The sequence below is a fragment of the Maricaulis sp. genome (genome assembly GCF_048270265.1).
Classification (GTDB): domain Bacteria; phylum Pseudomonadota; class Alphaproteobacteria; order Caulobacterales; family Maricaulaceae; genus Maricaulis.
The window spans coordinates 1-25,845 of record NZ_JBLWTD010000013.1 but is presented as its reverse complement, the minus strand read 5'-3'; the positions used below and the strand labels follow the sequence as shown (position 1 = coordinate 25,845).

General features: G+C 63.9%; 22 protein-coding genes. 14 read left to right on the top strand and 8 right to left on the bottom strand.

All coding sequences use genetic code 11. The annotated features are described in order from the left end of the window. Positions 1-2: 2 nt before the first annotated feature. The 7 genes from ACN0YF_RS08715 to ACN0YF_RS08685 all read left to right on the top strand — a co-directional run bounded on the left by ACN0YF_RS08715 (position 3) and on the right by ACN0YF_RS08685 (position 5,993). The gene (locus tag ACN0YF_RS08715) at positions 3-536 is read left to right on the top strand and encodes a MarR family winged helix-turn-helix transcriptional regulator (RefSeq protein ID WP_417494080.1); all 534 of its coding nucleotides are present in this window, start codon (positions 3-5) and stop codon (positions 534-536) included. A 92-nt stretch (positions 537-628) separates the two neighbouring features. Further along, positions 629-1,774, top strand: a complete 1,146-nt coding sequence (locus ACN0YF_RS08710) for a hypothetical protein (protein ID WP_417494079.1) — start codon at positions 629-631, stop codon at positions 1,772-1,774. Between the two features lie 116 nt (positions 1,775-1,890). Continuing rightward, positions 1,891-3,720, top strand: coding sequence for a translational GTPase TypA (gene typA, locus ACN0YF_RS08705; protein WP_417494078.1), 1,830 nt, complete (start codon positions 1,891-1,893; stop codon positions 3,718-3,720). A 61-nt stretch (positions 3,721-3,781) separates the two neighbouring features. Continuing rightward, a complete protein-coding gene (locus ACN0YF_RS08700; RefSeq protein ID WP_417494077.1) occupies positions 3,782-3,988 on the top strand; it encodes a hypothetical protein in 207 nt (68 codons plus the stop codon). 224 nt (positions 3,989-4,212) lie between these two features. Next, positions 4,213-5,004: an SDR family NAD(P)-dependent oxidoreductase gene (locus tag ACN0YF_RS08695; RefSeq protein ID WP_417494076.1), complete on the top strand. Its 792-nt coding sequence runs from the start codon at positions 4,213-4,215 to the stop codon at positions 5,002-5,004. Positions 5,005-5,188: 184 nt separating this feature from the next. After that, entirely contained in the window at positions 5,189-5,431 is a 243-nt protein-coding gene (locus ACN0YF_RS08690; RefSeq protein ID WP_417481851.1) for a ribbon-helix-helix domain-containing protein, read from the top strand. A gap of 52 nt (positions 5,432-5,483) precedes the next feature. Next, positions 5,484-5,993, top strand: a complete 510-nt coding sequence (locus ACN0YF_RS08685; protein WP_417494075.1) for a DUF1697 domain-containing protein — start codon at positions 5,484-5,486, stop codon at positions 5,991-5,993. On the opposite strand, the gene ACN0YF_RS08680 is transcribed toward ACN0YF_RS08685, so the two are convergent. Both ACN0YF_RS08680 and ACN0YF_RS08675 read right to left on the bottom strand, forming a co-directional pair. Then, on the bottom strand, positions 5,986-6,408 hold the full coding sequence (locus ACN0YF_RS08680; RefSeq protein WP_417494074.1) for an SRPBCC family protein: 423 nt from the start codon (positions 6,406-6,408) through the stop codon (positions 5,986-5,988). The two genes, ACN0YF_RS08685 and ACN0YF_RS08680, sit on opposite strands and share 8 nt — an antisense overlap. Next, complete coding sequence (locus ACN0YF_RS08675) at positions 6,405-6,731, bottom strand: ArsR/SmtB family transcription factor (protein WP_417494073.1); 327 nt, start codon at positions 6,729-6,731, stop codon at positions 6,405-6,407. The genes ACN0YF_RS08680 and ACN0YF_RS08675 overlap by 4 nt, the downstream gene beginning before the upstream one ends. A gap of 107 nt (positions 6,732-6,838) precedes the next feature. Between ACN0YF_RS08675 and ACN0YF_RS08670 the strand changes: the two genes are divergently transcribed. Next, complete coding sequence (locus ACN0YF_RS08670) at positions 6,839-7,006, top strand: hypothetical protein (RefSeq protein WP_417494072.1); 168 nt, start codon at positions 6,839-6,841, stop codon at positions 7,004-7,006. On the opposite strand, the gene feoB is transcribed toward ACN0YF_RS08670, so the two are convergent. The 3 genes from feoB to ACN0YF_RS08655 all read right to left on the bottom strand — a co-directional run bounded on the left by feoB (position 7,003) and on the right by ACN0YF_RS08655 (position 9,527). Continuing rightward, positions 7,003-8,847: a ferrous iron transporter B gene (gene feoB, locus ACN0YF_RS08665; RefSeq protein WP_417494071.1), complete on the bottom strand. Its 1,845-nt coding sequence runs from the start codon at positions 8,845-8,847 to the stop codon at positions 7,003-7,005. The two genes, ACN0YF_RS08670 and feoB, sit on opposite strands and share 4 nt — an antisense overlap. After that, positions 8,844-9,038, bottom strand: a complete 195-nt coding sequence (locus ACN0YF_RS08660) for a FeoA family protein (RefSeq protein WP_417494070.1) — start codon at positions 9,036-9,038, stop codon at positions 8,844-8,846. The genes feoB and ACN0YF_RS08660 overlap by 4 nt, the downstream gene beginning before the upstream one ends. A 171-nt stretch (positions 9,039-9,209) precedes the next feature. Further along, positions 9,210-9,527, bottom strand: a complete 318-nt coding sequence (locus ACN0YF_RS08655; RefSeq protein ID WP_417481858.1) for a hypothetical protein — start codon at positions 9,525-9,527, stop codon at positions 9,210-9,212. Between the two features lie 154 nt (positions 9,528-9,681). Here ACN0YF_RS08655 and ACN0YF_RS08650 point away from each other — a divergent pair, with 154 nt between their 5' ends. The 3 genes from ACN0YF_RS08650 to ACN0YF_RS08640 are packed head-to-tail and all read left to right on the top strand — an operon-like array spanning position 9,682 to position 13,063. Further along, on the top strand, positions 9,682-11,151 hold the full coding sequence (locus tag ACN0YF_RS08650; RefSeq protein ID WP_417494069.1) for an efflux RND transporter periplasmic adaptor subunit: 1,470 nt from the start codon (positions 9,682-9,684) through the stop codon (positions 11,149-11,151). Then, positions 11,148-11,828 carry an ABC transporter ATP-binding protein gene (locus ACN0YF_RS08645; protein WP_417481860.1) on the top strand — a complete coding sequence of 227 codons (681 nt, stop codon included), beginning with the start codon at positions 11,148-11,150 and terminating at the stop codon, positions 11,826-11,828. The genes ACN0YF_RS08650 and ACN0YF_RS08645 overlap by 4 nt, the downstream gene beginning before the upstream one ends. Then, complete coding sequence (locus tag ACN0YF_RS08640; RefSeq protein WP_417481861.1) at positions 11,825-13,063, top strand: ABC transporter permease; 1,239 nt, start codon at positions 11,825-11,827, stop codon at positions 13,061-13,063. Before ACN0YF_RS08645 ends, ACN0YF_RS08640 begins: the two co-directional genes overlap by 4 nt. A 3-nt stretch (positions 13,064-13,066) precedes the next feature. Here the strand turns inward: ACN0YF_RS08640 and ACN0YF_RS08635 are convergent, their stop codons facing one another. Beyond that, the gene (locus tag ACN0YF_RS08635; protein ID WP_417494068.1) at positions 13,067-16,516 is read right to left on the bottom strand and encodes a PAS domain-containing protein; all 3,450 of its coding nucleotides are present in this window, start codon (positions 16,514-16,516) and stop codon (positions 13,067-13,069) included. A 427-nt stretch (positions 16,517-16,943) separates the two neighbouring features. On the opposite strand from ACN0YF_RS08635, the gene ACN0YF_RS08630 reads away from it, so the two are divergent. The 3 genes from ACN0YF_RS08630 to ACN0YF_RS08620 all read left to right on the top strand — a co-directional run bounded on the left by ACN0YF_RS08630 (position 16,944) and on the right by ACN0YF_RS08620 (position 22,379). Further along, positions 16,944-18,716, top strand: a complete 1,773-nt coding sequence (locus ACN0YF_RS08630; protein WP_417494116.1) for a dipeptide ABC transporter ATP-binding protein — start codon at positions 16,944-16,946, stop codon at positions 18,714-18,716. An 87-nt stretch (positions 18,717-18,803) separates the two neighbouring features. Next, a complete protein-coding gene (locus ACN0YF_RS08625; RefSeq protein WP_417494067.1) occupies positions 18,804-21,635 on the top strand; it encodes a M16 family metallopeptidase in 2,832 nt (943 codons plus the stop codon). 57 nt (positions 21,636-21,692) lie between these two features. Next, on the top strand, positions 21,693-22,379 hold the full coding sequence (locus tag ACN0YF_RS08620) for an FKBP-type peptidyl-prolyl cis-trans isomerase (protein ID WP_417481864.1): 687 nt from the start codon (positions 21,693-21,695) through the stop codon (positions 22,377-22,379). A gap of 87 nt (positions 22,380-22,466) precedes the next feature. Here the strand turns inward: ACN0YF_RS08620 and ACN0YF_RS08615 are convergent, their stop codons facing one another. Both ACN0YF_RS08615 and ACN0YF_RS08610 read right to left on the bottom strand, forming a co-directional pair. Beyond that, complete coding sequence (locus tag ACN0YF_RS08615; protein WP_417494066.1) at positions 22,467-24,020, bottom strand: pilus assembly protein TadG-related protein; 1,554 nt, start codon at positions 24,018-24,020, stop codon at positions 22,467-22,469. Between the two features lie 84 nt (positions 24,021-24,104). After that, positions 24,105-25,595, bottom strand: a complete 1,491-nt coding sequence (locus tag ACN0YF_RS08610; protein WP_417494065.1) for a pilus assembly protein TadG-related protein — start codon at positions 25,593-25,595, stop codon at positions 24,105-24,107. Positions 25,596-25,845: the final 250 nt, after the last annotated feature.

The window sequence follows — 25,845 nt, the reverse complement described above, 5'->3', positions numbered from 1 at the left end:
GCATGAACCAGGCCCGGACCATTCCTGCCACGCGGCGCGTGCTCGAACTCGACACTTATTGGCCCTACCAGCTGACGGTGCTGGCGGACCATATTTCGCGCCACACGGCGGCGATCGTGAAGCGCGATGCGGGATTGAACCTGTCGCAATGGCGCGTCATGGCCGCGATCGCCGAGCGGCCGGGGCGTACAGCGGCCGAAGTGGTCGCGGTGACGCCGATGGACAAGGGAATCGTCAGCCGGGCGACCAAGGCCCTGCTGGAGGCCGGGCTGGTGGTCCGGACAGCATCCCAGGATGATGGCCGGATCAGTCATCTGCACCTGACCGCCAGCGGCGAGGCCGTCTACCAGTCGCTGGTCCCGCAGGTCGAAACCATCTCGACCCGGGCCCGGGCTGTCCTGACCGCCCCGGAACACCGGCAATTCGAAGCCAGCCTCAAGCGCCTGTCCAGCTTGCTGCTGGAGTCCCTGCCGGATGATCAGCCGGTGGAAGCGCGAGCCCGGGATGCCTTGCCCCCTGTGGATACGAATTCTTAGCGCCTTGCGTCTAGGGATTGCGAGTCAATAAGTTGCGATCAACAACAATGCGGAGAAATGGTTTGTCGAGCCGGCCATTTTTGATTCCTGTCATGCATCTGGCGCTTTGCGCCATGCTGGCAGCGCTGGCCGGTTTCGCCGGTTACCAGATCCTCGCCGGTGCGCTTGAAGCGGCGCAGGCCCAGCATTTGCAGGCCTATATCCAGGTGCGTTCGGAGCGCGAGGCGCAGATATTCGAGGATGCACGCGCACTGAACCAGTCCGCCGAGCTGGCATTCCGGCGCCGGCTGGACTCTCTGCAGGGTCAGCCGGTCGACGCCGAATTTGACCGCCTCTTCCCGCTCTATGGTGACGGCACCCGCCGCAGTGCGCCGGAATTGTTCGATGGTGCCAGCCTGCCCGGCGGCGATATTGTCTTCGGGGTGGGCGCGTTTCTCGCTGACGGCGCCGAGATGACCGAGACGGACAAGCGCCGCTACCTGGCCGCCTTCCATACCATTCGCAGCGTCGGCGAGGCCTTTCTGGGCCGGTTTACCAGCCTCTATTTCTTCACTCCGGACCGGCGAATGGTCATTTTCGCGCCCGGTCGCGAGGACCGGCTAAGCTTTTATCGTGCCGATGCGCCGGCCGATTTCGAGTTGCGCGGGGACGAGGATGCGGCCCTGTTCGATCTGCATCTGAACCCCAATAGCGAGATGCAATGCACCGGGCTGTCGCGCTTTGTGTATTCCGACGGCGGCGCCCGTGTGGCCAGCGCATGCCGGCAACCCGTGCGCGAAGGTGAGGCCTTGCTGGGCGGATTCGGGACATCGATCTCGATGAACGAAACCCTCACATCGGCCTTGGCGACGCCGCCGACCCACGGCGTCAACCTGCTGTTTGACCGCAATGGCGACGTCATCTCCCGCGGCGCCCTCGCGCCGTCTGCCCAGGGCCAGGCGAGCCTGCAGCCCGACGCGATCATGCTCATGCTTCGCGAGGACCCGCGGCCGTTCGGCGTGTTTGTGGTGCCCGGCGGCGAGAACATGATCGCCTTCAGCCGGATTCGCGGCCCGTCCTGGTATTTCGTCTCTGTTGTAGACCTGAGCTCGACACGCGCCACCGCGCGCTTCTGGGCGTGGTGCCTGTTCGCGACTGTCCTGTTGGCCTCGCTCGGTTTCCACGTCCTGCGGGCCGTGCTGGCCCGCGCCCACCCGGCGTCACGGAGACAATCCGCGGACGAGACAGGCGAGAATTAGCCCGCCGGCACCGCCCCCGCTCCGGCAGCGCTCATAGAACATGCGGAATAAACTCTGGCCATGCCGGGCTGGGCGGCGTATGAGGGCGCGCCTTTTCACCAAGCAGGATTACACTCATGAGCGCGTCCCTCGACAAGCTGCGCAATATTGCCATCGTCGCGCACGTCGATCACGGCAAGACCACCCTCGTTGACCAGCTGCTCAAGCAGTCGGGCACGCTGGGCGAACGCGCCAATACATCCGAACGCATGATGGACTCCAACGATCTGGAGAAAGAACGCGGTATTACAATTCTGGCCAAGAACACGGCTGTCACCTGGGGCGAATGGTCGATCAATATCGTCGACACCCCCGGACACGCCGATTTCGGCGGCGAAGTGGAGCGCGTCCTCTCCATGGTCGATTGCGTGCTTCTGCTCGTCGACGCCGTTGACGGCCCGATGCCGCAGACCAGCTTCGTCACCAAGAAAGCCCTGGCGCGCGGTCTCAAGCCGATCGTCGTGATCAACAAGGCCGACCGTCCGTCTGCGCGCCCTGACTGGGTGCTGGACCAGACCTTCGACCTGTTCGATCGCCTCGGCGCCACCGAAGAACAACTCGACTTCCCGGTCGTTTACGCCTCAGCCCTGCAGGGCTGGGCCGCGAGCAATCCGGGCGAGATCGGCACCGATATGGAGCCGCTCTTCAAGATGATCACCGAGTACACGCCCGAGCCGCCGGTTGACCGTGATGGTCCGCTGCAGCTGCAGGTGTCGGCGCTCGATTATTCCAGCTTCACCGGCGTTATCGGCATTGGCCGCATCGCCCGTGGTACCGTCCGCAAGAACCAGGCGGTCACGGTCGCCAAGGCTGATGGCACGCTGCAAAAGGGCAAGATCCTTCAGCTCTACGGCTTTCACGGCCTCGAGCGCGTCGAGATCGATGCGGCCCAGGCTGGCGACATCATTACCTTCACCGGTATCGACAAGCTGAAAATCTCCGACACGGTCTGCGATCCGGACCATGTTGAAGGCCTGCCTCTTCTCTCCGTTGACGAGCCGACCCTGTCGATGACCTTCCAGGTCAATGACAGCCCGTTTGCCGGCCGCGAGGGCAAGTTCGTGACCAGCCGCAATATCAAGGAACGCCTTGATCGCGAGCTGATCCACAATGTCGCCCTGCGCGTCGAGCAGATGGATGATGCCGACAAGTTCAACGTGATGGGCCGGGGTGAACTTCACCTCTCCATCCTGATCGAGACCATGCGCCGCGAGGGCTTCGAGCTCGCCGTCGGACGTCCGCGGGTCGTGCTCAAGGAAATCGACGGCGTATCGTGCGAGCCTTACGAGGCCCTGACCATCGACCTGGAGGAAATCCACCAGGGCGGCGTGATGGAAAAGCTCGGCCAGCGCCGCGCCGAACTGAAGAACATGGTGCCGGACGGGCATGGCCGGGTACGCCTGGACTATGTCATCCCGACCCGTGGCCTGATCGGTTTCCGTTCCGAATTCCTGACCCTGACTTCGGGTACGGGCCTGTTGTTCCACAGTTTCGATCACTATGCCCCGCGCACCGAAGGCCGGTTCGGCCAGCGTCACAACGGCGCCATGGTCTCCATGGTCGATGGCAAGGTGGCCGGCTTCTCGCTGTTCAACCTGCAGGATCGCGGCAAGCTCTTCCTCGGTCACGCGGCCGATATTTATGAAGGCCAGATCATTGGCGTGAATGCCCGCGATGACGACATGGTCGTCAACCCGACCAAGGGCAAGAAACTGACCAATATGCGCGCTTCCGGCACCGACGAGAATATCGTCCTGACCCCGCCGATCCGGGTGACGCTCGAATTCGCGCTGGAGTTCATCGATGATGACGAGCTGGTCGAAGTGACGCCGCAGTCCATCCGTATCCGCAAGATCTTCCTCAAGGAATTCGAGCGCAAGCGGGCCCGCACCGCCGCGGGTGGCTAGGGTTTCTGAAAGCGGGTGAATTTCGCCTGCTCTGACCAAGACTATGAAAACTGCACACGGCATGGCTCCCATCGGGGCCATGCCGTTTTGCTGCGCGTCTGTGCGATGTCAAAGAGCGGTTCGCGGCGCAGACGCCCTCGCCATCGTCGGCGTCCCCCACAAGGCCTGTTTCGATGCCTATCTCGACCAGATGCACGATTTTGAACGGGTCAGCGTGGCGGATGTGCTGCCGGACCCGGCGGAGCAGGGGGCCTTCATTTTCCTATAAGCCAACAGCTTGTGATCCCTGATCTGCCCCCCGCATGCGCGGGCATCCGTCTGGGATGACGGCGGAGGGTTTTGAGAGGTTCAGTGAAATTCGCCGCAATCTCTTCCCATACCCACATCTCAACTGGACGCCCCGCGCCCTTCACGCTAATCCATGCTCGACAAACCCGTTCTTCCAATCCGCGCCGCCACACCTCCCGCCGCGCCCAATCAGCGAGACCGATCATGAGCATGGACAACCTCTTCTCTCTCAAAGGCCGTGTGGCTCTTATCACTGGCGGATCGCGCGGCATCGGGGCAATGATCGCCGAGGGTTATCTGCGGGCGGGTGCCAAGGTCTATATCTCGGCGCGCAAGGCGGGGCCGTGTCTCGAGGCGGCCAAGGAGCTGTCGCAATATGGCGAGTGCGTCGCCATCCCGGGCGATGTCTCCAGCGTCGAGGGTTGCCGCGAACTGGCGGCACAATTCCTCAAGCAGGAGAGCAAGCTCGACATTCTCGTCAATAATGCGGGCGCTGCCTGGGGCGCGCCCTTTGCCGAATTCCCGGAAAATGGCTGGGACAAGGTGATGGACGTCAATGTGAAGGGGCCCTTCTTCCTGACCCAGGCCCTGTTCGGTGCGCTGAAGGCCGGTGGCAGCAAGGAACAGCCGTCCAAGGTGATCAATATCGGCTCGGTCGACGGCATTTCCGTCAACATGCTCGAGACCTATTCCTACGCCGCCAGCAAGGCCGGCATCATCCATCTCACCAAGCGCATGGCGCTGGAACTGGTGCGCGACAATATCGTCATGACCGCGATCGCGCCGGGCGCCTTCGCCTCGGAAATGAACAAGGTCGCGCGCGATCATGCCGATCTGGTTTCCCAGGCGGTGCCATCGGGCCGCGTCGGGACAATTGAAGACATGGCCGGCACGGCGATCTTCCTCGCCTCGCGCGCCGGTGATTATGTCGTCGGCACCACGGTGGTCTGCGATGGCGGCATCGCCTCCACGCGCGGCGGACCGATCGCGGGCTGATCAGGACGGGGCGCGGTCCGGCCGCGGAGGCCGGCGCGCCCCCTTTTACCCTGTCGGCCGCCATCGGTTTAGCGCCAGGGAGCTCGTAGATCGGGCGTCTGGTGCGGCTACCCGAAGCGCGTAATTCACTCCGCCTGCCCGGCAAATTCTTGCCAAGTGCCGGCATCCGCATCAATCTGGCGGCATGCGCACCATCAATATCTCCTTGCCGGGGTCGCTGAAGGCCTTCGTCCACGCTCAAGTCGCGGAAGGTGGGTACGGGAGCGTGAGCGAATATCTCGGGGAGCTGATCCGCAAGGATATGGATCTTCAACGGGTGCGGGGGCTGCTGCTAGAAGGCGCACGATCTGCCCCAAAAGGCCCGGTCGATGCGGCCTATTTCGCAGACCTGCGGGCGCGAGCGCAGCGCGGTGACCCTGCCGGATAAGCTGTGTGTGCTTGGCGATGATATTTCGCCCCAATATCTCCGGAGCTCAGCCATGACCGCTTTCATCGCCCTGCTGCGCGCCGTCAATGTCGGCGGCACCGGCAAATTGCCGATGGGCGAGCTCGTCGCGATGTGCGAAGGGCTCGGCCATGACCGGGTGCGGACCTGGATTGCTTCAGGCAATGTCGTCTTCACCAGCGACCAGGATGCGGCGGCGGTGAAGGCCGGCCTCGAGGCTCGGCTGTTCGCCTGGGCCGGCAAGCCGGTAGGGGTGATGGTGCGGACTGCGGATGAGATGCGCGCCGTTTTGCAGGCCAATCCTTTCGCCGGCCAGCCCGGCAATCGCACCGTGGCGATCTTCCTTGATGCGCCGCCGGGCGAGCCTGACGGAATCCGCAATCGGAAGGACGAGGAAATCCACCCCGGAGCGCGCGAGATTTATGTCCATTATCCGGGCGGTATGGGCCAGTCGAAACTCGTCATCCCGGCGGCAAAGGCCGGCACCGCCCGGAACATGAACACGATCGCAAAACTGGCCGATATGGCGGACGCGATCAGCTGACGACGCGGCGCAGGCGAGGGAAGTGTTCGTCCCAGCCGGCATCATGATTGGCGGCCATGTTGAAGGCCGCTTCGCCGACCTTTTCCCAACCGGTATGTTCCAGCGTCAGCACCGTGCCGCCCGCGGCATCGGCCAGCGTCCACACACACAGGGTTTCGACACCGTCGAGATGATCATGCGTGAAGGTGTGGACGAGGCGGTGTGGCGGATCAAATTCGACCACCTTGCCCCAGCACATCTTCGTGCCTTCCTTGCCCAGGGAATTGGTCAGCACGCTGTATTCGCCATCGGCGACGAGGTCCGCGCCACCGCGATGGAACCAGACCGCCAGCTTGTCGGCCTCGGTGAGGAATTTCCAGACATGGCTGGCCGGGGCTTTGAGAAACAGGGTCTTGGTGATCTTGAGCTCGGTCATGCGTCAGCCTCCACGGCAGATTTGAGGGCGGCCAGACGGTCGTCCCAGAAGTGATCGAAATAATTGAGCCAGTCGGAGGCCGCTTTGAGCGCCGCCGGATTGAGGGAATTGATCCGCTCGCGTCCGGCCTGGCTGACACGGATGACATCGGCCGATTTGAGCACCGCCAGATGCTTGGCCACCGCCGGCCGCGTCATCGCGAAATGCGCCGCGATATCGCCGACGCGCAGATCCTGCTCAGCGAGCAGTTTCACAATCGCGCACCGAGTGGGATCGGCGAGGGCTCGGAAGACAGGCTGGGCGGAGTCGAGGTCTGTGGACATGATGTGAAACCTTTCGGTTCCGTTTATAGGAAACCTTTTGGTATCGTGTCAAGTGAGGGATTATTCGTGACCTTTCCGGTCATCGCCGAAACGAGTATTCTGAGCCCATGACCACGAGCAAGGCACGCCCGGTCAAACCGTTAAAGCCTGACGGCAAGGCCCGGGCCAAGCAGGTTTTACGTGAGCGGGTACTCGCTGGCGCGCGGGCACCGATCACGGGGCTTGCGAATGCGGCCTGGTTTGATGCCCTGCGTGAAGGTGTCCGGCGCCCCTAAAGCCCCAGCCAGGTCGCGACGTGGAACACCGTTCCGGCGGCGATATAGGCGAGCACCATCAGATAGGTGAACATGAAGCCGGTCCAGGCCCAGGAATTGGTCTCGCGCCGCGCGGTCGCCAGGGTGGCGAAGCATTGCGGGGCAAAGACATACCAGGCCAGGAAGGCGAGCGCGGTCGGCAGGGACCAGGCGCCCTGTAGCGCCGCGGCGAGGCCCTCGACATTCTCTTCGCCGCCCTGGATGGCATAGACCGTGCCCAGGGCGCCGACGGCCACTTCGCGCGCGGCCATGCCGGGCACGAGCGCGATGGCGATCTCGAGATTGAAGCCGATCGGGGCGAGGATCTTTTCCAGTACCGAGCCGATCATGCCGGCATAGCTGTCCCGCAGGCTCGTGGCCGAGCTGGGATAGCTGGCGAGGAACCACAGGATGATCGAGGTCGTCAGGATGATGGTACCGGCGCGTCTCAGGAAGGCGCTGATATGGCCCCAGAGCGAGAGGAAGAAATCGCGCGGATTGGGCAGTTTATAGGTCGGCAATTCCATGATCAGGACCTGGTTGGTCCCCTTGGTCACGGTGCGCTTGAGCACGAAGGCCACCGTGACGGCGCTGACGACGCCGGTAAGGTAGAGGCCGAACATGACAATGCCCTGCAGGTTGAACGGCCCCACGGCATCGGGCGGGATGAAGGCGCCGATGATCAACGTGTAGACGGGCAGGCGCGCCGAGCAGGTCATCAGCGGTGCGACCATGATCGTGGTCAGCCGGTCGCGTTCATTGTCGATCGTGCGGGCCGACATCATGCCGGGAATGGCGCAGGCGAAGCTCGACAGAAGCGGAATGAAGGCGCGGCCATTGAGCCCGACGCGCAGCATCAGCTCGTCCATCAGCACCGCGGCGCGGGCCATGTAGCCCGAGGCCTCCAATGCCAGGATGAAGAGGAAGAGGATGATGATCTGCGGCAGGAAGACGACGACGCTGCCGACCCCGGCGATGATGCCGTCAACCACCAGGTCATGGATCCAGCCGGCCGGCAGGACTCGGCCGGCGAGGTCGCCGAGCGCGGCGGCGCCGGCCTCGAGTCCGTCCATGAAGGGGCCGGACCAGGAATAGACAGCCTGGAACATGAAGAAGAGCAGGGCCGAGAGGATGATCGGGCCGGCAACCGGATGGAGGACGAAATTGTCCACCTGGCGGGTGAGCCGGTTCATCGCCGGTTCGAACAGGATGGCCTGGTTGGCGATGCCGCGGGCCTCGCGCTGCAGGGCGGTGAGGTCGATATCGGTGGTGCAGACCTTGTTCTCGTCCGCCGCATGGCGGGCCGGCCAGTTTGCGGTTTGGCGATCGAGGCAGGCCAGAAGGTCGGCGCGGCCGGCAGCGCGGGTCGCACGAGAGGTGACGACCGGGACGCCGAGTTCGCTCTGAAGGCGTTCGACATCGATCTTCAGACCATCGCGTTCGGCCAGATCGATCATGTTGAGCACGACGATCATCGGCCGGCCAATGGCGCGCATCTGCAGCACGGTGTGCAAATGGGTGCGCAAATGGGCGGCGTCGATCAGGACCAGTATGCCGTCGGGTGCGGGCTCGTCATCGCGGCCATTGCACAACAGCTCGATGGCGATGCGTTCATCGGCCGAGCGCGCCTTGAGACCGTAAATGCCGGGCAGGTCGATCAGGTCGATCTCGGTGCCGCCGGGCGTCTGCAGCCAGCCGGTACGGGTCTCCACCGTGACGCCCGAGTAATTGGCGACCTTGGCGCGGCCACCGGTCAGGCCGTTGAAGAGGGTCGACTTGCCCGAATTGGGCGCGCCGACCAGCGCAATGCGCAAACGGCTCATTGCGGTGTTTCCACTTCAATGGCGCGCGCTTCATCGCTGCGCAGGGCAATCAGGGTCCGGTTGAGGCGAAAGCAGAGGGGCTGGGCGCCGAGCGGGCCGCGATGCATCAGTTCGACCTCATCGGACTCGGCAAAGCCGATCTCGCGGAGCTTGATCACCAGATCCTCGCAGCCCGGGATAAATCCGGTCACGTGGCAAATCTGGCCCTTTTCGAGTTGGTCGAGCGTCACATCCGGTCCTGTCGCGGCTGCTTGCGTTTGCAAGTCGTTATCAGCTGGGGAGCTTACACATAAGGCCCGGTTGCGGCCATGTCACCATGCAGCAGGCGTGACAAACTGACCGGCAGCACATCCCGGTATGGATCAGCCCGCCAGCAGGAGTTTGCCGGCACGCAGGAGGTTGAGGACGACGCCGATATTGATCAGAAGCCCCAGTGTTGTCAGGGCGGCACCGAGCGCGGCGGCAATAGCGAGCATGACGCCCCGCACGGGGATCATCAGCAGCGTCGCCAGGCGTTGCGTCATCGTCCAGCCCGGGCGGGTGAAGCGCTCGGCCAGGTCGTTGAAGCCATCCCGCCACAGCAGGGCCACCAGCAAGACCCACAATACCAGGCCCAGCAGGGGTGCCGCCTCCAGCAGCGGCGCCATTCCCGGCGCATCGAGCAGTTCCATCACATCCATGAGCGGACCCTTCTGTGAGCGCGTGGTGTGGATAGCCTTCGCGGACGCGGCAGGCTACACCGCATTGAACTGCAAGGCGCGCGACGGAATCACACCGCAGCCGCGTTGAGGTCGTGTGTACAAATTCAGGGCCCTTGAGGTCCAAGGGGCGAAGATGTTGCAGAATAAACGCTGGATTATGGTGGTTGCCGGGATTGTCGTGCTGGCGCTCGCGGCCTGGTGGTTCCTCGGCCGCTCGTCGGCCAGTACGGGATCGGTGCAGATCGAAACCTCGGCCGTCACCACCGGTGAGGTGCGGCGCATTGTTGCCGCCTCCGGTGCGGTGCGGGCCCTGGTGACTGTCGAGGTCGGCTCCCAGCTTTCCGGCCAGCTCGCCGAAGTCCTCGTCGATTTCAATGACGAGGTCGAGGAAGGCCAGGTCATCGCCCGTCTCGACCCGCAGACCTATGAGACACGTGTGCGCGAAGCCGAGGCCTCCCGCTCCACGGCGCTGGCCAGCCTGACGCTGCAGCGTGCGACCCTGACGCGGGTGCGGGCCAATACCCGCACAGCCCAGCTCGATTTCGACCGCACCCAGACTCTGAGCGAGCGCGGCAATGCCTCTGCAGCAGCGCTCGACAATGCCCGCGCAGCGCTCGATTCGGCGCTCGCCGACGTCGCCGTCGCCCAGGCCCAGATCGCCAATGCCGAAGCGGTGCTGGCCCAGCGCGATGCGACGCTGGAAGGCGCCCGTATTGATCTGGAACGCACCACGATCCGCTCGCCGATCAATGGCATCGTCGTGGATCGTGCCGTCGATGAGGGCCAGACCGTTGCAGCCAGCCTGTCGGCGCCGGTGCTGTTCACCATCGCCCAGGATCTCAGCCAGGTGCAGATCGATGCCCAGGTCGACGAGGCCGATATCGGCCAGATCGCACAGGGTCAGACAGTCAATTTCACCGTCGACGCCTATCCGGATATGCAATTGACCGGTGTTGTCGACCAGATCCGCCTCGCCCCGACGGCCCTGAACAATGTCGTCACCTATACGGTTGTCGTGTCGGCTTCCAATCCAGGCCAGCGTTTGCTGCCGGGGATGACGGCAAATATGGATATCGTCACCGGTGAGCGCGATGGCGTCCTGCGTGTGTCCAATGCCGCACTGCGCTTTCGCCCCTCATCGGCCATTGAGGATCGCACCCGGCCGATCGAGACCGCGGAGGCTGGCGCCCGCACCAGAGGTGCTGGTGGCGGCCGGCCCAACCCGGCGGACCGCCTGACCGAACAGCTTGATCTGACACCGGACCAGGCCGAGCAGGTCACGACCCTGTTCCGCGGCGCCTTTGGCCGCGCCCAGGCTGCAGCCCAGGCCGGTGGCGGTTTTGACCGCGCGGCGGTGCAGGCGGAAGTCGATCGCGGCCTGTCGGGCATTCTCACGCCGGACCAGATGCAGCGCTATCGCGCCATCGCCCGCGAGGCCGCGGAAACGCGCGCCGCCACGGTGTGGGTGCAGGAGGCTGATGGCATGCTGGCCGAGCGCCGTGTGCGCCTGGGGATTTCCGACAGCCAGAATACAGAAGTCGTCGCCGGCGATCTCGCCGAGGGCGAGGCCGTGGTGACCCGCGCCCGCGAGGTGCGCGAATGACGGCGCTGATCGAATGCCGCAACCTGGTGAAGACCTACACCATGGGCGACATGACCATTCGCGCGCTCGATGGCGTCTCCCTGACCATCGAGGAAGGTGAATATGTCGCCATCATGGGCAGTTCCGGTTCGGGCAAGTCGACCTTCATGAACCTGCTCGGCGCCCTCGACCGGCCGACATCGGGCCTGTTGAAGGTGGCCGGCGAGGATCTCGGTACGCTGGGGCCGGAGGAGGTGGCGCGTTTTCGCAATCGCACGATCGGCTTCGTATTCCAGCAATTCAACCTGTTGCCACGCACCTCGGCGGTGGAGAATGTCGCCCTGCCGCTCGTCTATGGCGGTGTGCCCCATGCCGAACGGCGGCGGCGGGCCCTGGTACGGCTTGAACAGCTCGGTCTTGGCGAGCGCACCGATCACCAGCCATCGCAATTGTCCGGCGGCCAGCAGCAGCGCGTCGCGATTGCCCGCGCCCTGGTCAATGACCCGAAAATCCTGCTCGCCGACGAACCGACCGGCGCGCTCGACAGCAAGACCTCGGACGACATCATGGAAATCTTTGACCAGCTCAATCGTGAGGGCATCACGGTGATCCTCGTGACCCATGAGCAGGAAGTCGCAGATCATGCCCGCCGCCAGATCGTGTTTCGTGATGGCCAGGTGGTGGAGGACCGCACATGAATTTGCTCGCCTCGATACGCGTTGCCCTGACCGCCTTGCGGATCAATGCCCTGCGCAGTTCGCTCGCCATGCTCGGCGTGATCATCGGTGTTGCGTCGGTGATCGTGCTGGTCTCGATCAGTGAAGGCACCAAACAGGCCGTTGAGGCCCAGATCGCCAGTTTCGGTGCCAATCTTCTGATCGTGCGTCCCGGCGCCTCGATGTTTGGCGGGCGCCGCGGTGCCGAGGGCACGGGCACGCCGGTGACTGATGCCGATGCCGAAGCCATCCGTGACCAGATCAGCGGGATCGGCGGGGTCTCCGGCGAGGTCAACGCGTTCGGGCTGAGCGTGGTGTTTGGCGGCGTCAACTGGTCGACACGGATCACCGGAGTCAATCCGGCCTTCTTTGATGTTCGCGACTGGGTGATCGAGGAAGGCCGTGCCTTCTCGGTGGAAGAGGAACAGTCGGCACGGCGTCTGGCGGTGATCGGTCAGACCATTGTCGATGAAGTGTTCGACGGCGCGAGCCCGGTCGGCCAGTCCCTGCGCATTGGCGGACAGCAATTCTCGGTCATCGGCACCGTCGCGGCCAAGGGGCAGACCTCCTACGGCTCTGACCAGGACGATATCGTCTTCCTGCCGTTGTCCACCGTCCGGCAACGTTTCGGTGCAGGAGAGGTGCCGACGGTGCGGGACCCGGTCCAGACAATCTATGTCGCCGTGGGCGCCGGGGAAGACACCGGCCGGGTCATCGCCGATATCCAGGATCTGCTGCGGGTCCGGCGCGGTATTGCACCGGGTGCCGATGACGATTTCAACGTCTCCAGCCTGGCCGAGTTCATCCGTGCCCGCAATGAAACCGAAAGCCAGCTCGGCCTGCTCCTGGCGGTCGGTGCCGGCATCGTGCTGCTGGTTGGCGGTATCGGGATCATGAATATCATGCTGGTCTCGGTGACCGAGCGAACGCGCGAGATCGGCCTGCGTCTGGCGGTTGGCGCGCGCGCCAGCGATATCCGCAACCAGTTCCTGATCGAGAGCATTGTCCTGTGTGTCACAGGCGGGCTGGTCGGGCTGGTGGTCGGTGTCGGCGGCACAATCGCCTATGCCAATGTCGGAGAGCTCGAAATTGCCGTTAATCCGGCCATTGTCGCGATCGCGATCGGGGCCTCGGCCTTTGTCGGTGTCTTCTTCGGTCTTTACCCGGCCCACCGCGCAGCCCGGCTCAACCCGATCGAGGCGCTCCGCTTCGAATAGCGATCAGGCGCTCCTGGCGTCTTCCCTGTCCCGGACGGCCGTCTGTACCGGGATGGAGAGGCAGAATTTCGACCCGGTGCCTTCTGCGGATTCGACCCAGACCCGGCCCTCATGCCGCTCGATTGCCTGGCGCACGATAGCGAGGCCGATCCCTGTGCCGCTATAGGCCTCACGCGAGTGCAGGCGCTGGAAGGGGGCGAAAATCTTGTCGAAGAATTTCGGGTCGATGCCGATCCCGTTATCGCTGACCGTGATGGCCCAGCTCTCGGCGTCAGAGCTGGCCGTGATCTTGATCCGGGGCGCCTCGGTGCCGCGGTATTTGACGGCATTGCTCACCAGGTTCTGCAGCGCCTGCCGCATCAGCAGCGGATCGGCGCACACGGTCGGCATGGTATCGATATCGATTTCGACACTGGCGCCGGCTTCGACGATCGAGGCGTCGAGCTGTTCGAGCACGTCCTCCAGCAAGGCGCCCAGATCAACCGCCTGGAGCTGCAGCGGCTGGCTCGACATGCGCGAATAGGCGAGCAGGTCATCGATCAGGCGTTGCATGCGCTGGGCGGCGTCGACGAGATAATCGAGGCTGCGCACGCCGTCCTCATCAAGTTGCGAGATATAGCGCCGCCGGACCAGGCTGGCGAAGGCCGCGACCTTGCGCAGGGGTTCCTGGAGGTCATGGCTCGCCACCGTGGCGAAGCGGTCGAGTTCCTGGTTTGAGCGTTCCAGCTGGGCATTGGCGGCACGCAGCGGCGTAATGTCCGTCATCACGGCATAGCTGCGCAGGGGCTCGCCGTTCTCGTCGCGGACCAGGAAGGAGGAGAGCAGCATGTCAAACCGGGTGCCGTCCTTGTGAACGAAGCGATAGTGCACGTCGCGGTTCTGACCGGTGCGGAACAGTTCGGGCAGGTAAATCTCTTTGGCGCGCTGGCTCGAGTCCGCGTCCAGGAAATCCGTGGATTGCCGGCCGACAACCTCTTCGCGCTCATAACCGAGATAGGACAGCCAGTAATCACTGACCTCGCGAATGATGCCATCGGCATCAATCGTGTGCGTCATGGCCGGGGTCGCCCGGTAGATTGCCTCGAAGCGCCTGCGTTCCTCCAGCACGGCATCATTGAGCCGTTTCTGCGAGTCGATATTCCAGAGCACGCCGCTGATTGAGAGGGCGCGTCCGCTTGCAGCGCGTTCCACGACCCGGCCTGTCGCCTGGTACCAGGCCCAGCCCGCATCGCGGGTCTGCATGCGATAACTGATATCGGCGACCAGTTGCGTGCCGCGGTACATGGCTGATGTCGTCTCGGTGACCAGCTGCAGGTCGTCCGGGTGAACTTTTCCGAGCCAGTCGTCCGCTGAAATCCGCACTTCGGCGGGCGTGGCGAACAACTCCTCGGCGGCGTTCCCGCGCAGCCATAGCTCACCGGTTTTGACATCAATCCGGAACAGACCCAGGGAGGTCGCCGCGATGGCATCGGTCAACTGATCCTCGCGTTCCTGCAGGCGTTTGCCGGTTTCCAGTCTTTCGGTGACATCGGAGAGAAAGCCGGTCGCGATCAGGGGGTTGCCCTGCGGATCGCGACTGCTGATGCGGCCGCGGCTGTGGATATGGATCCAGCCATCCTTCTGGGAGTGGAAGCGCACGGTGTAGTCCACCGTGTCCGCTTGGCCGGAATCGAGCTTCTTGAAGGCTGCCTCGGCGATGGGGCGGTCGTCGGGATGGATCCGCGATACCAGCTCGTCGCGGGCAATGCGGGCATCGCGAGGCGGCAGGCCGATCATTTCACTGATCACTGCCGTGACGTCGGATATCCGGGTTTTCAGATTGATCCGCCAGGCCCCTTCATTTGTCGCCTGCAGGGCATCCCGGAATTGCAGGTCGCGATCGGCCAGTTCTGCCTGGAGGCGTTTTTCCTCGGTGATGTCGGAATGGGTTCCTGCGGCACGCAGCGGTTTGCCCGCTTCGTCCCATTCGATCACCCGGCCCCGGCTGCGCACCCAGACGATCTCGCCATTGCGGTCGAGGGTGCGGAAGTCGAATACGCTCACCTTGCTGGCCCGGTCATTGAGCGGGGCCGGCTGCTGGAGTTGCTTGAGCCGTTCAAAGCCGACTTCGCGATCCTCGGCGGGCCGGAAGGAAAGCCAGGTCTTGACCGGGATTTCTTCATTCAGGTTCTTGCGCCCGCCCTGGTCGGCCAAAAATCCCGACACGCGCACGGTCTCGCGCTCCAGATTGACGCTCCAGGCACCATCCTTGACCGACTCCAGCGCTTCACGCACCAGGCGCTCGCTCCGGGCGAGGCGGTCTTCAAGTTCCTTCTGGACCGAGATGTCGATCAGCACGCCCGCCATGACCGAGCGCGCCGGGTCCGTCGTCACCCGCTTGCCGCGTCCGCGCAGCCAGACCCACTGGTTGGTGCGCAGGTCGCGCAGCCGGTATTCGATATCAACCGTGTCGATCTCGCTGCGGCCCAATTGCCCGGTGACACTGATGACATTGTCGCGGTCGTCCGGATGAATCTGGGCGAGCCAGGATTCCACTTTGACCTTCTCGGGGCCGTCGGCCATTCCGAGCATGGCCCGGATCGGCCCGATCGCGACAATTCCCGGCGAGTCGGAAGCGATTTCCCAGATGCCGCAGGAACCGGCGGCGATCGCGTTCTCCAGTTGCTGCTCGCGTTCGGCGAGCCGGATTTCAAGTTCCCGCCGCTCTGTTACATCGGCGACGATGCCCGAGATGCGCAGCGGCGTGCCGTCATTGGCGAATTCGCTGACACGGCCGCGGGTCTGCAGCCAGCGCCAGGCGCCATCGACGCGGCGGGCCCGGTGAACCGTGTCGAGCTTGGCCGTGGGCCGTTTCTTGAGCAGGTCGATGGCGCGGTGAAAATCGTCCCGGTCCTGTTCGTGCAGCGCGTCGGACCAGCGTGCTAGGCTGATCGTCGCGTCGGCGGCCTTGATGCCGAGAAATTCATTGATGAAGCCGCGGGTCGACCCCAGTCCGGAAGCGAGGTTGAGGGAGAATGTGCCCTCATTGGCGGAGGAGAGGGCGACGCGCAGCTGGATGTCACTGGCTTCGAGCTTGGCCTGGAGCGCGAGCTCGGCGGTCACATCCCGGATGATACAGAGAAAGCCTGTCCGCTCGCCGCTCGCGGAAATGATCGGACTCGCGAGGGTTTCGCCGTCGAAAATGCGGCCGGTCCGGGCCCGGTAGCGCACCGAATAGGTCCGGGTGTCGTTGGTTGCGTCCCGGTGGAAATGGGTCTGGCCGAGCTGGTCATAATCGCGCGGGTCGGCATAGAGAAGTTGCGCAGATTCACCGGCAATGTCCGCGCCGGTGCGGCCGAACAGACGCTCGGCGGCCGGATTGATGGAGACCAGTTCGCGGGCGGCATTGGTCACGACCACCGCATTCGGGGAGTTCCGGTAGAGCGTCTGAAGCATATCTTTCGGCTCGGTCATGCGTCCCGCTTCTGTTCTGCTCTGGCGGCCCGCGCCAGGCCCGACTTCGCACGAGCTTGCCCGAGTCAGTGGCGACCTCCAAGCCCGGTTGCGCGAACGCGGCCTGAAACGCGCCGGCTTTCATGCCCTGCCGGCACTGGCCGGGCTGACGGGACGGGCCGCCACCTGTCATTGCAAACCCGCCGCGACCGATATCATGACTGCCGGTTTACGGTTATCAGCGGCAGAGGCAAGCGTGATCATTTGATATGACCGCAGCGTTTGGTGATCCGCGCGCTGGTCTTACGCGATATCGGCGATATGCTTTGCGGCCCTAATTCCGTGTGTGAGGAGTTTGCCAGTGTTGCATAGCGGACAGACGCCGGTTGGCGCACAGCCGATCCTGCAGGTCGAGAACCTGGACGTCCGGTTCGAGACACCGGACGGCATGGTCAATGCTGTGCGGGGCATCTCGCTCGAAATCGCAGCTGGCGAGTGCCTGGCTGTCGTTGGCGAATCCGGGTCGGGCAAGAGCCAGACCTTCCTTGCCGCTATGGGATTGCTGGCCTCGAACGGTCGCGCGACCGGCTCGATCCGGTATCGGGGCGAGGAAATTCTCGGCCTGGCACCGCACAAGCTCAATCGTGTCCGCGGCCGCAAGATGACGATGATCTTCCAGGACCCGCTGACCTCGCTGACGCCGCACATGCGTATCGGCGACCAGATGCAGGAAGTGCTCGGCATCCATCTCAAGCTCCATGGCAAGAAGGCCGAGCAGCGCGCGCTGGAATGGCTGGACCGGGTCCGCATTCCCGAAGCGCACCGGCGCCTGAGCCAGTATCCGCATGAATTGTCCGGTGGCATGCGCCAGCGGGTGATGATCGCGATGTCGATGCTGTGCGAACCGGATCTGCTGATCTGCGATGAGCCGACCACCGCGCTCGACGTGACCGTCCAGGCCGAGGTGCTCGACATCATGGACGAGCTCAAGCGTGATACCGGCGCGGCCCTGGCCTTCGTCACCCACGATATGGGCGTTGTCGCGCGCATGGCCGACCGGGTCGAGGTGATGCGCTATGGCGAGTATGTCGAAGGCGGTGTCTGCGAGGACATTTTCGCCAATCCGAAACATGATTACACGCGCATGCTGCTCGACGCGATGCCGCGCATCGATGCGCCGGACCGTCCGGGCCATGTCCAGCTCAAGCCCGTGGTAGACCAGGCCGGCGCCAAGCCGCTGATGAGTGTCGATGATATCAAGGTGCAATTCCCGATCCGCGTCAGCGGCGGCCTGCGCCCGACCTACAAGCTTCTGCGCGCCGTCGATGGTGTGAGTTTCGATCTGAAGTCCGGCGAGACGCTGGGCGTGGTCGGCGAATCCGGCTGTGGCAAGTCGACCCTGGCGCGCGCCGTGCTGCGTCTCGTCCCTGCCCAGGAAGGTGCCGTCACCTGGATCGGCCGCGACCTGCTCGGCCTGAGCCGGCAGGATATGCGCAAGTCCCGTGAAGACCTGCAGATCGTGTTCCAGGACCCGATGGCCTCGCTCGATCCGCGCATGACGATCGGCGCCTCGATCGCCGAGCCGATGCAGACCTTCCGCAAGGACATGAACCGGGAACAGCGCCAGGATGCCGTGCGCGAGATCATGGACCGGGTCGGACTCGACCGGAACATGATCAATCGCTATCCGCACGAATTGTCCGGCGGCCAGAACCAGCGCGTCGGCATTGCCCGCGCCATGATCCTCAATCCGAAGCTCGTGATCTGCGACGAGGCTGTCTCGGCGCTCGACGTGTCGATCCAGGCCCAGATCGTCGAATTGCTGATCAAGCTGCAGCAGGATCTCGACCTGTCGATGATCTTCATCTCCCACGATCTGTCCGTGGTGCGCGAGATCTCGCACCGGGTGATGGTGCTCTATCTCGGCCGTATCGTCGAAATGGCGGATCGCGACCAGATCTATGAGGACGCGCGCCACCCCTATACCCAGGCGCTGATCTCTGCCGTGCCGGTCCCCGATCCGCTGATCGAGAAGACCCGCAAGCGGTTGAAGCTCGATGGCGAATTGCCTTCGCCGATGGATACGCGGGCGCAATTGCGCTTCATGCAGTCCAAGCTGATCGATGATCCCGATGCCGAGCAGTATCAGCCGCAACTGATCGAGGTCGAGCCGGGTCATTGGGTTGCCGAACACGATCCGATCCAGCACGCGCCCGCCTGATCTCGACCGGTCTTACGTCCAATTTAATCGACGCGGGCGTCCCGCACGCTATGCTGCCCCGCACGCAAAGCTGAATCGGTGAACCTCATGTCGCTCAGGGCCTTATCCAAGCTCGCCTTCCTGCCCCTGCTTGCCGGGCTGATGCTCGCGGCCTGCCAGCCGGCCGAGCACGCCGGTCAGCCGCAGGACATCAGCGATCTCGTGGCCGATCCGGCAGTGCGCTATGGCCAGCTCGAGAACGGCCTGCGCTATGCGATCCTGGTCAATGAGACCCCGGCCAATGTCGCCTCGGTGCGCATGGTGTTCAATATGGGCTCGCTCGGCGAGGCCGACGACCAGCGCGGGATCGCGCACTTCATCGAACACATGGCCTTCAACGGCTCCACCCATGTCGCCGAAGGCGAGATGGTGCCGCTGCTGGAGCGATACGGCCTGCAATTCGGCCCCGATACCAATGCCTTCACCGGACCTGATACGGTGGGCTATCAGCTCGACCTGCCCGAAGCCGATGCGGAATCCATCGATACCGCGCTCTTCCTGATGCGCGAAACCGCCAGCGAACTGGTGTTTGACCCCGAGGCGATCGACCGCGAACGCGGCGTGATCCTGTCCGAGGAGCGCTTCCGCAATACGGCGATCCGCCGCTGGGGCACGGCGCTGCAGTATTTCCAGCTGCCCGGCTCGCTGATTCCGGAGCGTGATCCGATCGGCACGGTTGAAACCCTCGAGACGGCGCAACGCGACCGGTTTGTCGATTATTACGAGAATTTCTATGTGCCGCAGCGCGGCATGGTGGTCGTGGTCGGGGCGATCGATCCCGACGCGGTTGAAGCCAGGATCCGCGAAGTGTTCTCGGACTGGGAGTCGCGCGCCGATGCGCGTCCGGACCCGGATCTCGGTACGGTCGATGCCGACCGGCCCTTCTCGGTCGGCTATTTCAACGACCCTGAAGTCTTCACCATCTTCACCGTCAATACGATCCGTCCGCACCAGCACGAGCCCGACACCGGCGAAAGCCGCTTTCGCGACAATCTGGCCAGTTTCGGCGATGCCATCCTGTCGCGCCGTCTGCGGACCATCGTCAATTCCGGGGTCTCGCCGCTGCTGCAGGCCGGTGCCAGTCATTCGAGCAGCTATGAGCTGACCGACGAAGCCGGCATACTCGCCGTGGCGACGCCGGAGCGCTGGGCCGAAGCCATCGCCGTGATCGAGCAGGAGCTGCGCCGGGCCAGGGAATACGGCTTCACCCAGGCCGAGCTCGATGAGCAGGTGTCGAACTTCCGCACCAGTCTGCAGAACTCCGCTGACCAGGCCGGCACCCGCGACAGCGCTGCCTTGTCTGATGCGATCTGGTCGAGCTGGCGCAGCGACCAGGTCTTCACCACCCCGGCTTCCGGCCTGGCCCGTTTCGAGGCCAGTGCCGACCGCATCACCGTCGACGCCGTGAACGCCGCCTGGCGGACCCAGTGGACCGATGCCGAGCCCTTGCTCTTCCTCGCGACCTCCGTGGTCCTCGATGATCCGGAAACCGCGATCCGGTCGGTCTGGGAGGCCAGCGCCGCCACACCGGTTGACCCGCCGGAGGAAAGCGGAGCCCAGGCCTTTGCCTATACCGATTTCGGCCCGGCCGGCGCGGTTGCCGAGCGCACCGTGGTCGAGGATCTCGGCCTCGTCCGCCTGCGCTTCGAGAACGGTGTCGCGGTGACGCTGAAACAGACCGATTTCGAGGACCAGATTGTCCGTGTCCAGGTCCAGTTTGGTCGCGGCGAGCTGGAGCCACGCGCGGTGCCGGCGGTCGATATCCTGGCCAGTTCCGTTTTCACATCATCGGGGCTGGGCGCCCATAGCGCCGACGATCTGTCGCGTGTGCTGGCCGGCCGCTCGGTCGGGCTCAGCTTCAGCGTCGGCGATGACAGCTTCAGTTTCTCCGCCACCACCACGCCGGCGGATTTTGAGATCCAGATGGATGTGTTCGCGGCCTTCATGACCGATCCGGGCTGGCGCGAGGAAGGTCTGGCACAATACCGGGGCCAGGCACCGGAGATCCGGCGCAATCTCTATTCCTCGCCAACCGGCATTCTTCAGGCTGATGTGACCCGCATGCTGCATGGCGGCGATGCGCGCTATGGCTTCCCCGACGACGAGGAGGTGGCCGGTGTCGATCTGGCCGCCATCCAGGCCTTCCTCGAACCGGCGCTGGACAACGCTCCGATCGAGATCACCATTGTCGGCGATATCAGCGAAGAGGCCGTGATCGCTGCGGTCGGTGCGACCTTCGGTGCCCTGCCGGACCGCGCGGCGAGCTGGCCGGACTATGACGAGGCGCGCGATATCCGCTTCCCGGAACCGACGGCCGAACCCGTCATCCTGCGCCATAACGGGCCGGACTATCAGGCGATGGCCAATGTCTACTGGCCGGCCTTTGACGACAGTGACCGGCGGCGCAGCCGGACGCTCAGCCTGCTGCGCGCCGTGTTCGATCTCAAGCTCACCGAACGTCTGCGTGAAGCCGAGGGTTTCACCTATTCGGCCTTCAACAATTCCAGTAATTCGGATGTCTATCCCGGTTATGGCTATCTGTGGGTCGGGGTCGATGTCCGGCCCGAAAATCTTGCGCCGACCTATGCCGCGATTGACGAGCTGGCCGCGATGCTCGCGGCGGGCGATATCTCCGACGACGAGATTTTGCGTGCGCGCCGTCCATTGCTGGAACAGATCGAGGAAGCATTCGAGAACAACAGCGCCTGGCTCAGCTGGCTGTCCCACTCCTGGGACAAGCCCGAACGGCTGGACCGGATCCGGGGGCTGATGGCCGATTACAGCGATATTTCGCGGGAGGAGCTGGTCGAGATGGCCGCGACCTATCTGCGGCCTGAAACGAGCTGGCGGGTGACCATCCTGCCGCGTGAGACGGAATAGGCGCAGCCGCGCCCGCACGACTGGACCGGGCCCGAGGGCCCGAAATGGAGACTGGAAATGAAATCTGCCCTGTTGGCCACTGCCGCGCTTGCCCTGACGCTCGCGGCCTGTTCGAAGGAAGTCCGTGCCGAACATGACCGCGCGGACGCTGGCGTGAGCGCTGCGACCCAGACCGCCACCGAGACTGCGCCGGACACCGCAAGCGATGCCGTTGCTGTCGCCACGCCCGCTCCAATGACGCCCGAGCAGACGATCGTGGCCGAGGCGCGGACCTGTGCCGGCGCAGCCGACACGACCATGCTGGTCGTCGATCCGCCTGCCGACGGCAATCAGAACCCGCAAGCCAATGCCGCAGCGGCCATCGCCTATCTTGACGCGGTGCGCGCCGAGCCTTGCGTGTTCGAATTGCCCTCGGGCCTGCTCTTCCGCATTCGCGAAGCCAGCGAGGACGGGATTTCACCGATCGCCGGCGATATGGTCACGGTGCATTATCGCGGCATGTTCACCTATGGCGGGGAGTTCGATTCCTCCTATGCCCGCGGCGAACCGGCGACCTTCCCCTCCAACCGCCTGATTGCGGGCTGGGTTGAAGCCCTGCCGCTGATGCGTGTTGGCGAATCCTGGGATCTCTTCATCGCGCCGGAACTGGCCTATGGCCCGCGCGGCACGCCCGGCGGCCCGATCGGGCCGAACGAAGCCCTGGCTTTCCAGCTTGAGCTGCTCGACGTTGTGTTCGACCGTTAGTGGCCGGCACGGGCCATCCGCTGCCATGCTCCGGTAACTGAAGACTGTGCAGTGCCGTATCGGGGGCGTGAGCCCGCCGGTACGGCGCTAGCGCGCCAGACGCAGATTGGCGAGATCGCCGGCGATCATCTCGAAGGCATCGCGCAGGGCCGAGGACGAAGGCGAGTCAAAATACAGGCTCGGGTTCGAGGCGCAGGCTTCCATCATGGATCGGGTCGAGCTGGAATTGACCTGGAAGGTGATGGTGTAGACGCGGATTCCCTGTGCCCGGGCATAGGCGCAGGCGGCCACGGTGCGGTCATCGAGGGCATCGCTCAACTGGCTGCCGCTTGACGTGCGAACACCCAGGCGATCGTCGTTGATATAGCCATAGGCCTCATAGCGCGACATGAAGCTGTTATACTGGCCGCTGAGGACATTCTGGCCGTCAGTCAGGATCACCATCGCCTTGAGCACGTCGCGGTCATCATAATCGGCGCCCTCGGTGAAAGGCATTTGCGGCGACAGCACGCGCACGCCCCAGCCAATCCCGTTGGCAATATTGGTATTGCCGCTGGCTTCCATGTCGGAGATCGCATTGTCGATCCGCGAGCGGGTACTGGTCAGCGGTGTGATCGGCGTCACCGTGCAGGCGGCATTGGGGCCGTCGAAGCTCGGCCGGACATCGTCGTATTTCGGCAAATACTGCAAACGCTCGAAATCATCGCCCGACTCTTCGTCATCGAGATAATCATTGTAGAATCCCCAGGTGTCCGGCTCGTCCGGCGCGAAATACGGCACGAAGAGTGTCTCGGGCCGGCCGGGATTGGGGGTGGTATCGTCGATATCCATCGGCAGGGCCCGCGCTTCAACGCAGCCGCCCCAGCTGGTGTTTCTCAGCTCGTCGAACAGGTCCCAGTGATTGGGGTGGATCTCGGTGGTCGTGCAGGTACGGCGACGGCCACGGCCTGAACATTCCTCGACGCTGTAGTCGCCACCGGCCCACTCGGCATGAATGGGCGAGATCGCGTCCGGATCCAGCCACCAGTCGCGCTCATAGCCGGTCCCGACATTGACCGTTGCGGCGAAGGGCACGAGGGCGATCTTCACGTCTTCCGGATCCTCGACACCCTCAAACAGGGTCTCCGACAGCAGCAGCGCCGATTCACGCAGATTGCGGATCTTGGAGCCGCCCATCGAGCCGGTATTGTCGAGCACCATCGCCAACTCGATCCGCTGGCGGGCCCGTTGCGCGACACTTTCCCAATGCACGGTGATCTTCTGGATGCCGGCGAGGCCGAGCATGGTGGTGCGCACTTCGGCGGCACCGCGCACGGTGACGCTGTCGGTCTCCGGGTCGACGGAAACGGAGATGCTGGTGATATTGCCCAGCTCGCGCTCGGGGTAATTGGCATTGATGAAGCCGGTGGCGATTTCCAGCGCGTCCTCATCGGAAATCGAGGCATTGACGCCCACGGCCAGAGCCGCCGCATCAAGCGCCTGGGCCAGGCGGCTGCGGGCGTTCATCGCCGCGCTCAGATCAACCGATCCGCCGGCCAGCAGCGTTACCGGCGCCAGCGCCAGGGCGAAAATAACCGCAACATTGCCGCGCCGGTCCGACGCAAATTCGGTGAGTTTTCTGAAAAGGCGGGCCAGGCACATGTGCGGTTACCATCATCTATTCGCTAAAACTCTAGCGGTTCGGAGTTAAAGCCGCGTTAGACGGGATGGTTAAGCGGGGGTGAATTATCGCGACAGGCGCAGATTGCTCAGATCACCGGCGATCATCTCGAAGGCATCGCGCAGGGCGTCCGAAGACGGCGAGTCGAAATACAGGCCCGGATGCGTGGCGCAGGCCTGCATCATGTTGCGGGTCGAGCTGGAATTGACCTGGAAGGTGATGGTGTAGACGCGGATGCCAAGCCCCTTGGCATAGTCGCAGGCGGCGGCGGTGCGATCATCGAGGGCGTTGCGGATCGCGCTGTCGCTGGAGGAGATGATGCCGAGCCGGCCGTCACGCATATAGCCGTAGCCCGAATAGTCGGAGTAATTGCTGTTGCCGCGACCGTTGAGATAATTCTCCCCGTCGGTCAGCACGACCATCGCCTTGATGGTGTCATCCTCATCCCAGGCGACACCCTGTGTGAAGGGCTCGCCCGGTGACAGGACCCGAATGCCCCAGCTGATGCCGATCGGGATATTTGTGGTGCCGCTGGCGATCATGTCGGCAATGCCGGCATTGATGCTGGCCTGGTTGCCCGTGAGCGGCGTGATCGGCCGCGCGGTGCAGCCCCAGCCCGGCCCGTCGCCGGACGAGACGGAGGCGCCGGCATATTTGGGCGAGTTGCGCATGCGGGCGCGCTGGTCCGAGCCGGACATCTGATCGCTCATATAGCTGTTGGGATAGGAGCCGTAGCTCGACTCATCGGGCGCGAAATACGGCAGGAAGAGCGTCTCTGGCGAGGCATTGGCGGGCGGGGTGTCCTCGACATCATGCGGGATCGAACGGGCCTCGACACAGCCGGTCCAGTCGCGATTGGTGATGGTATCGAACAAATCCCAGCGATTGGCGGCGGGGATGAAATTCTCCGAGTGCAGGGGCGAAAGCGCTGCCGGATCGAGCCACCAGGCGCGTTCGTAGCCGGTGCCGACATTGACCGTCGAGGCAAAGGGCACGAGGCCGATCTTCAGCCTGTCCGGATCGGCACCCTCGAACAGGATATCCGTCAGCAGGCGGGCCGCGCCGCGCAGGCTGGAAATCTTGGAACCGCCCATCGAACCGGTATTGTCGAGCACCATGGCCAGCTCCAGCCGGCGCCGGGCGCGCTGGACTTCGCTTTCCCAGTGTACGGTGATCGCGTTGATGCCGATCAGATTGAGGACATGGGTGGTGACCCGCGCCTCGGCGCCGACCGTGACGATGTCATTGACCGAGTCGATCGCCACCTGGATGCCGCCGACCTCGCCGATTTCGCCGGCCGGATAGTTTGCGGTGATGAAGCCGAGGGCGAACTCGGCGGCCTCTTCCTCGGTCAGTGATGTCTGGACCCCGACGGCAAGGGCGGCGGCATCAAGGGCCTGGGCGAGCCGGGTGCGGGCGTTGAGCGCCTGGTTGAGGTCGACCGAGCCGCCGGTCAATACCATCAGCGGCAGCAGGAGGAGCGAAAACATCAGCGCGACATTGCCGCTCCGGTCGCCGGCCCAACGCCGCAAATATCTGACCAGGCTCGAATACATCGCGCTCAAGCTCCACAAAACCGGGCGATACTGCGCGCTGGCCGGAGCCTTGGGGATTGAGTTTTGGAATTGCGGTGAAAAACCGGCTAACACCCTCGTTACAAACTGATCGAGGTGTCCCATGTCCCAGTCATCGCCCTTCCTCGCGACCGCAATCGAAGAATTGCGCACCCTGATCGCCTTCGACACCACCTCGCGCAATTCCAACCTGCCCCTGATCGACCATGTCGAGCAGCGCCTGACGGCGCTG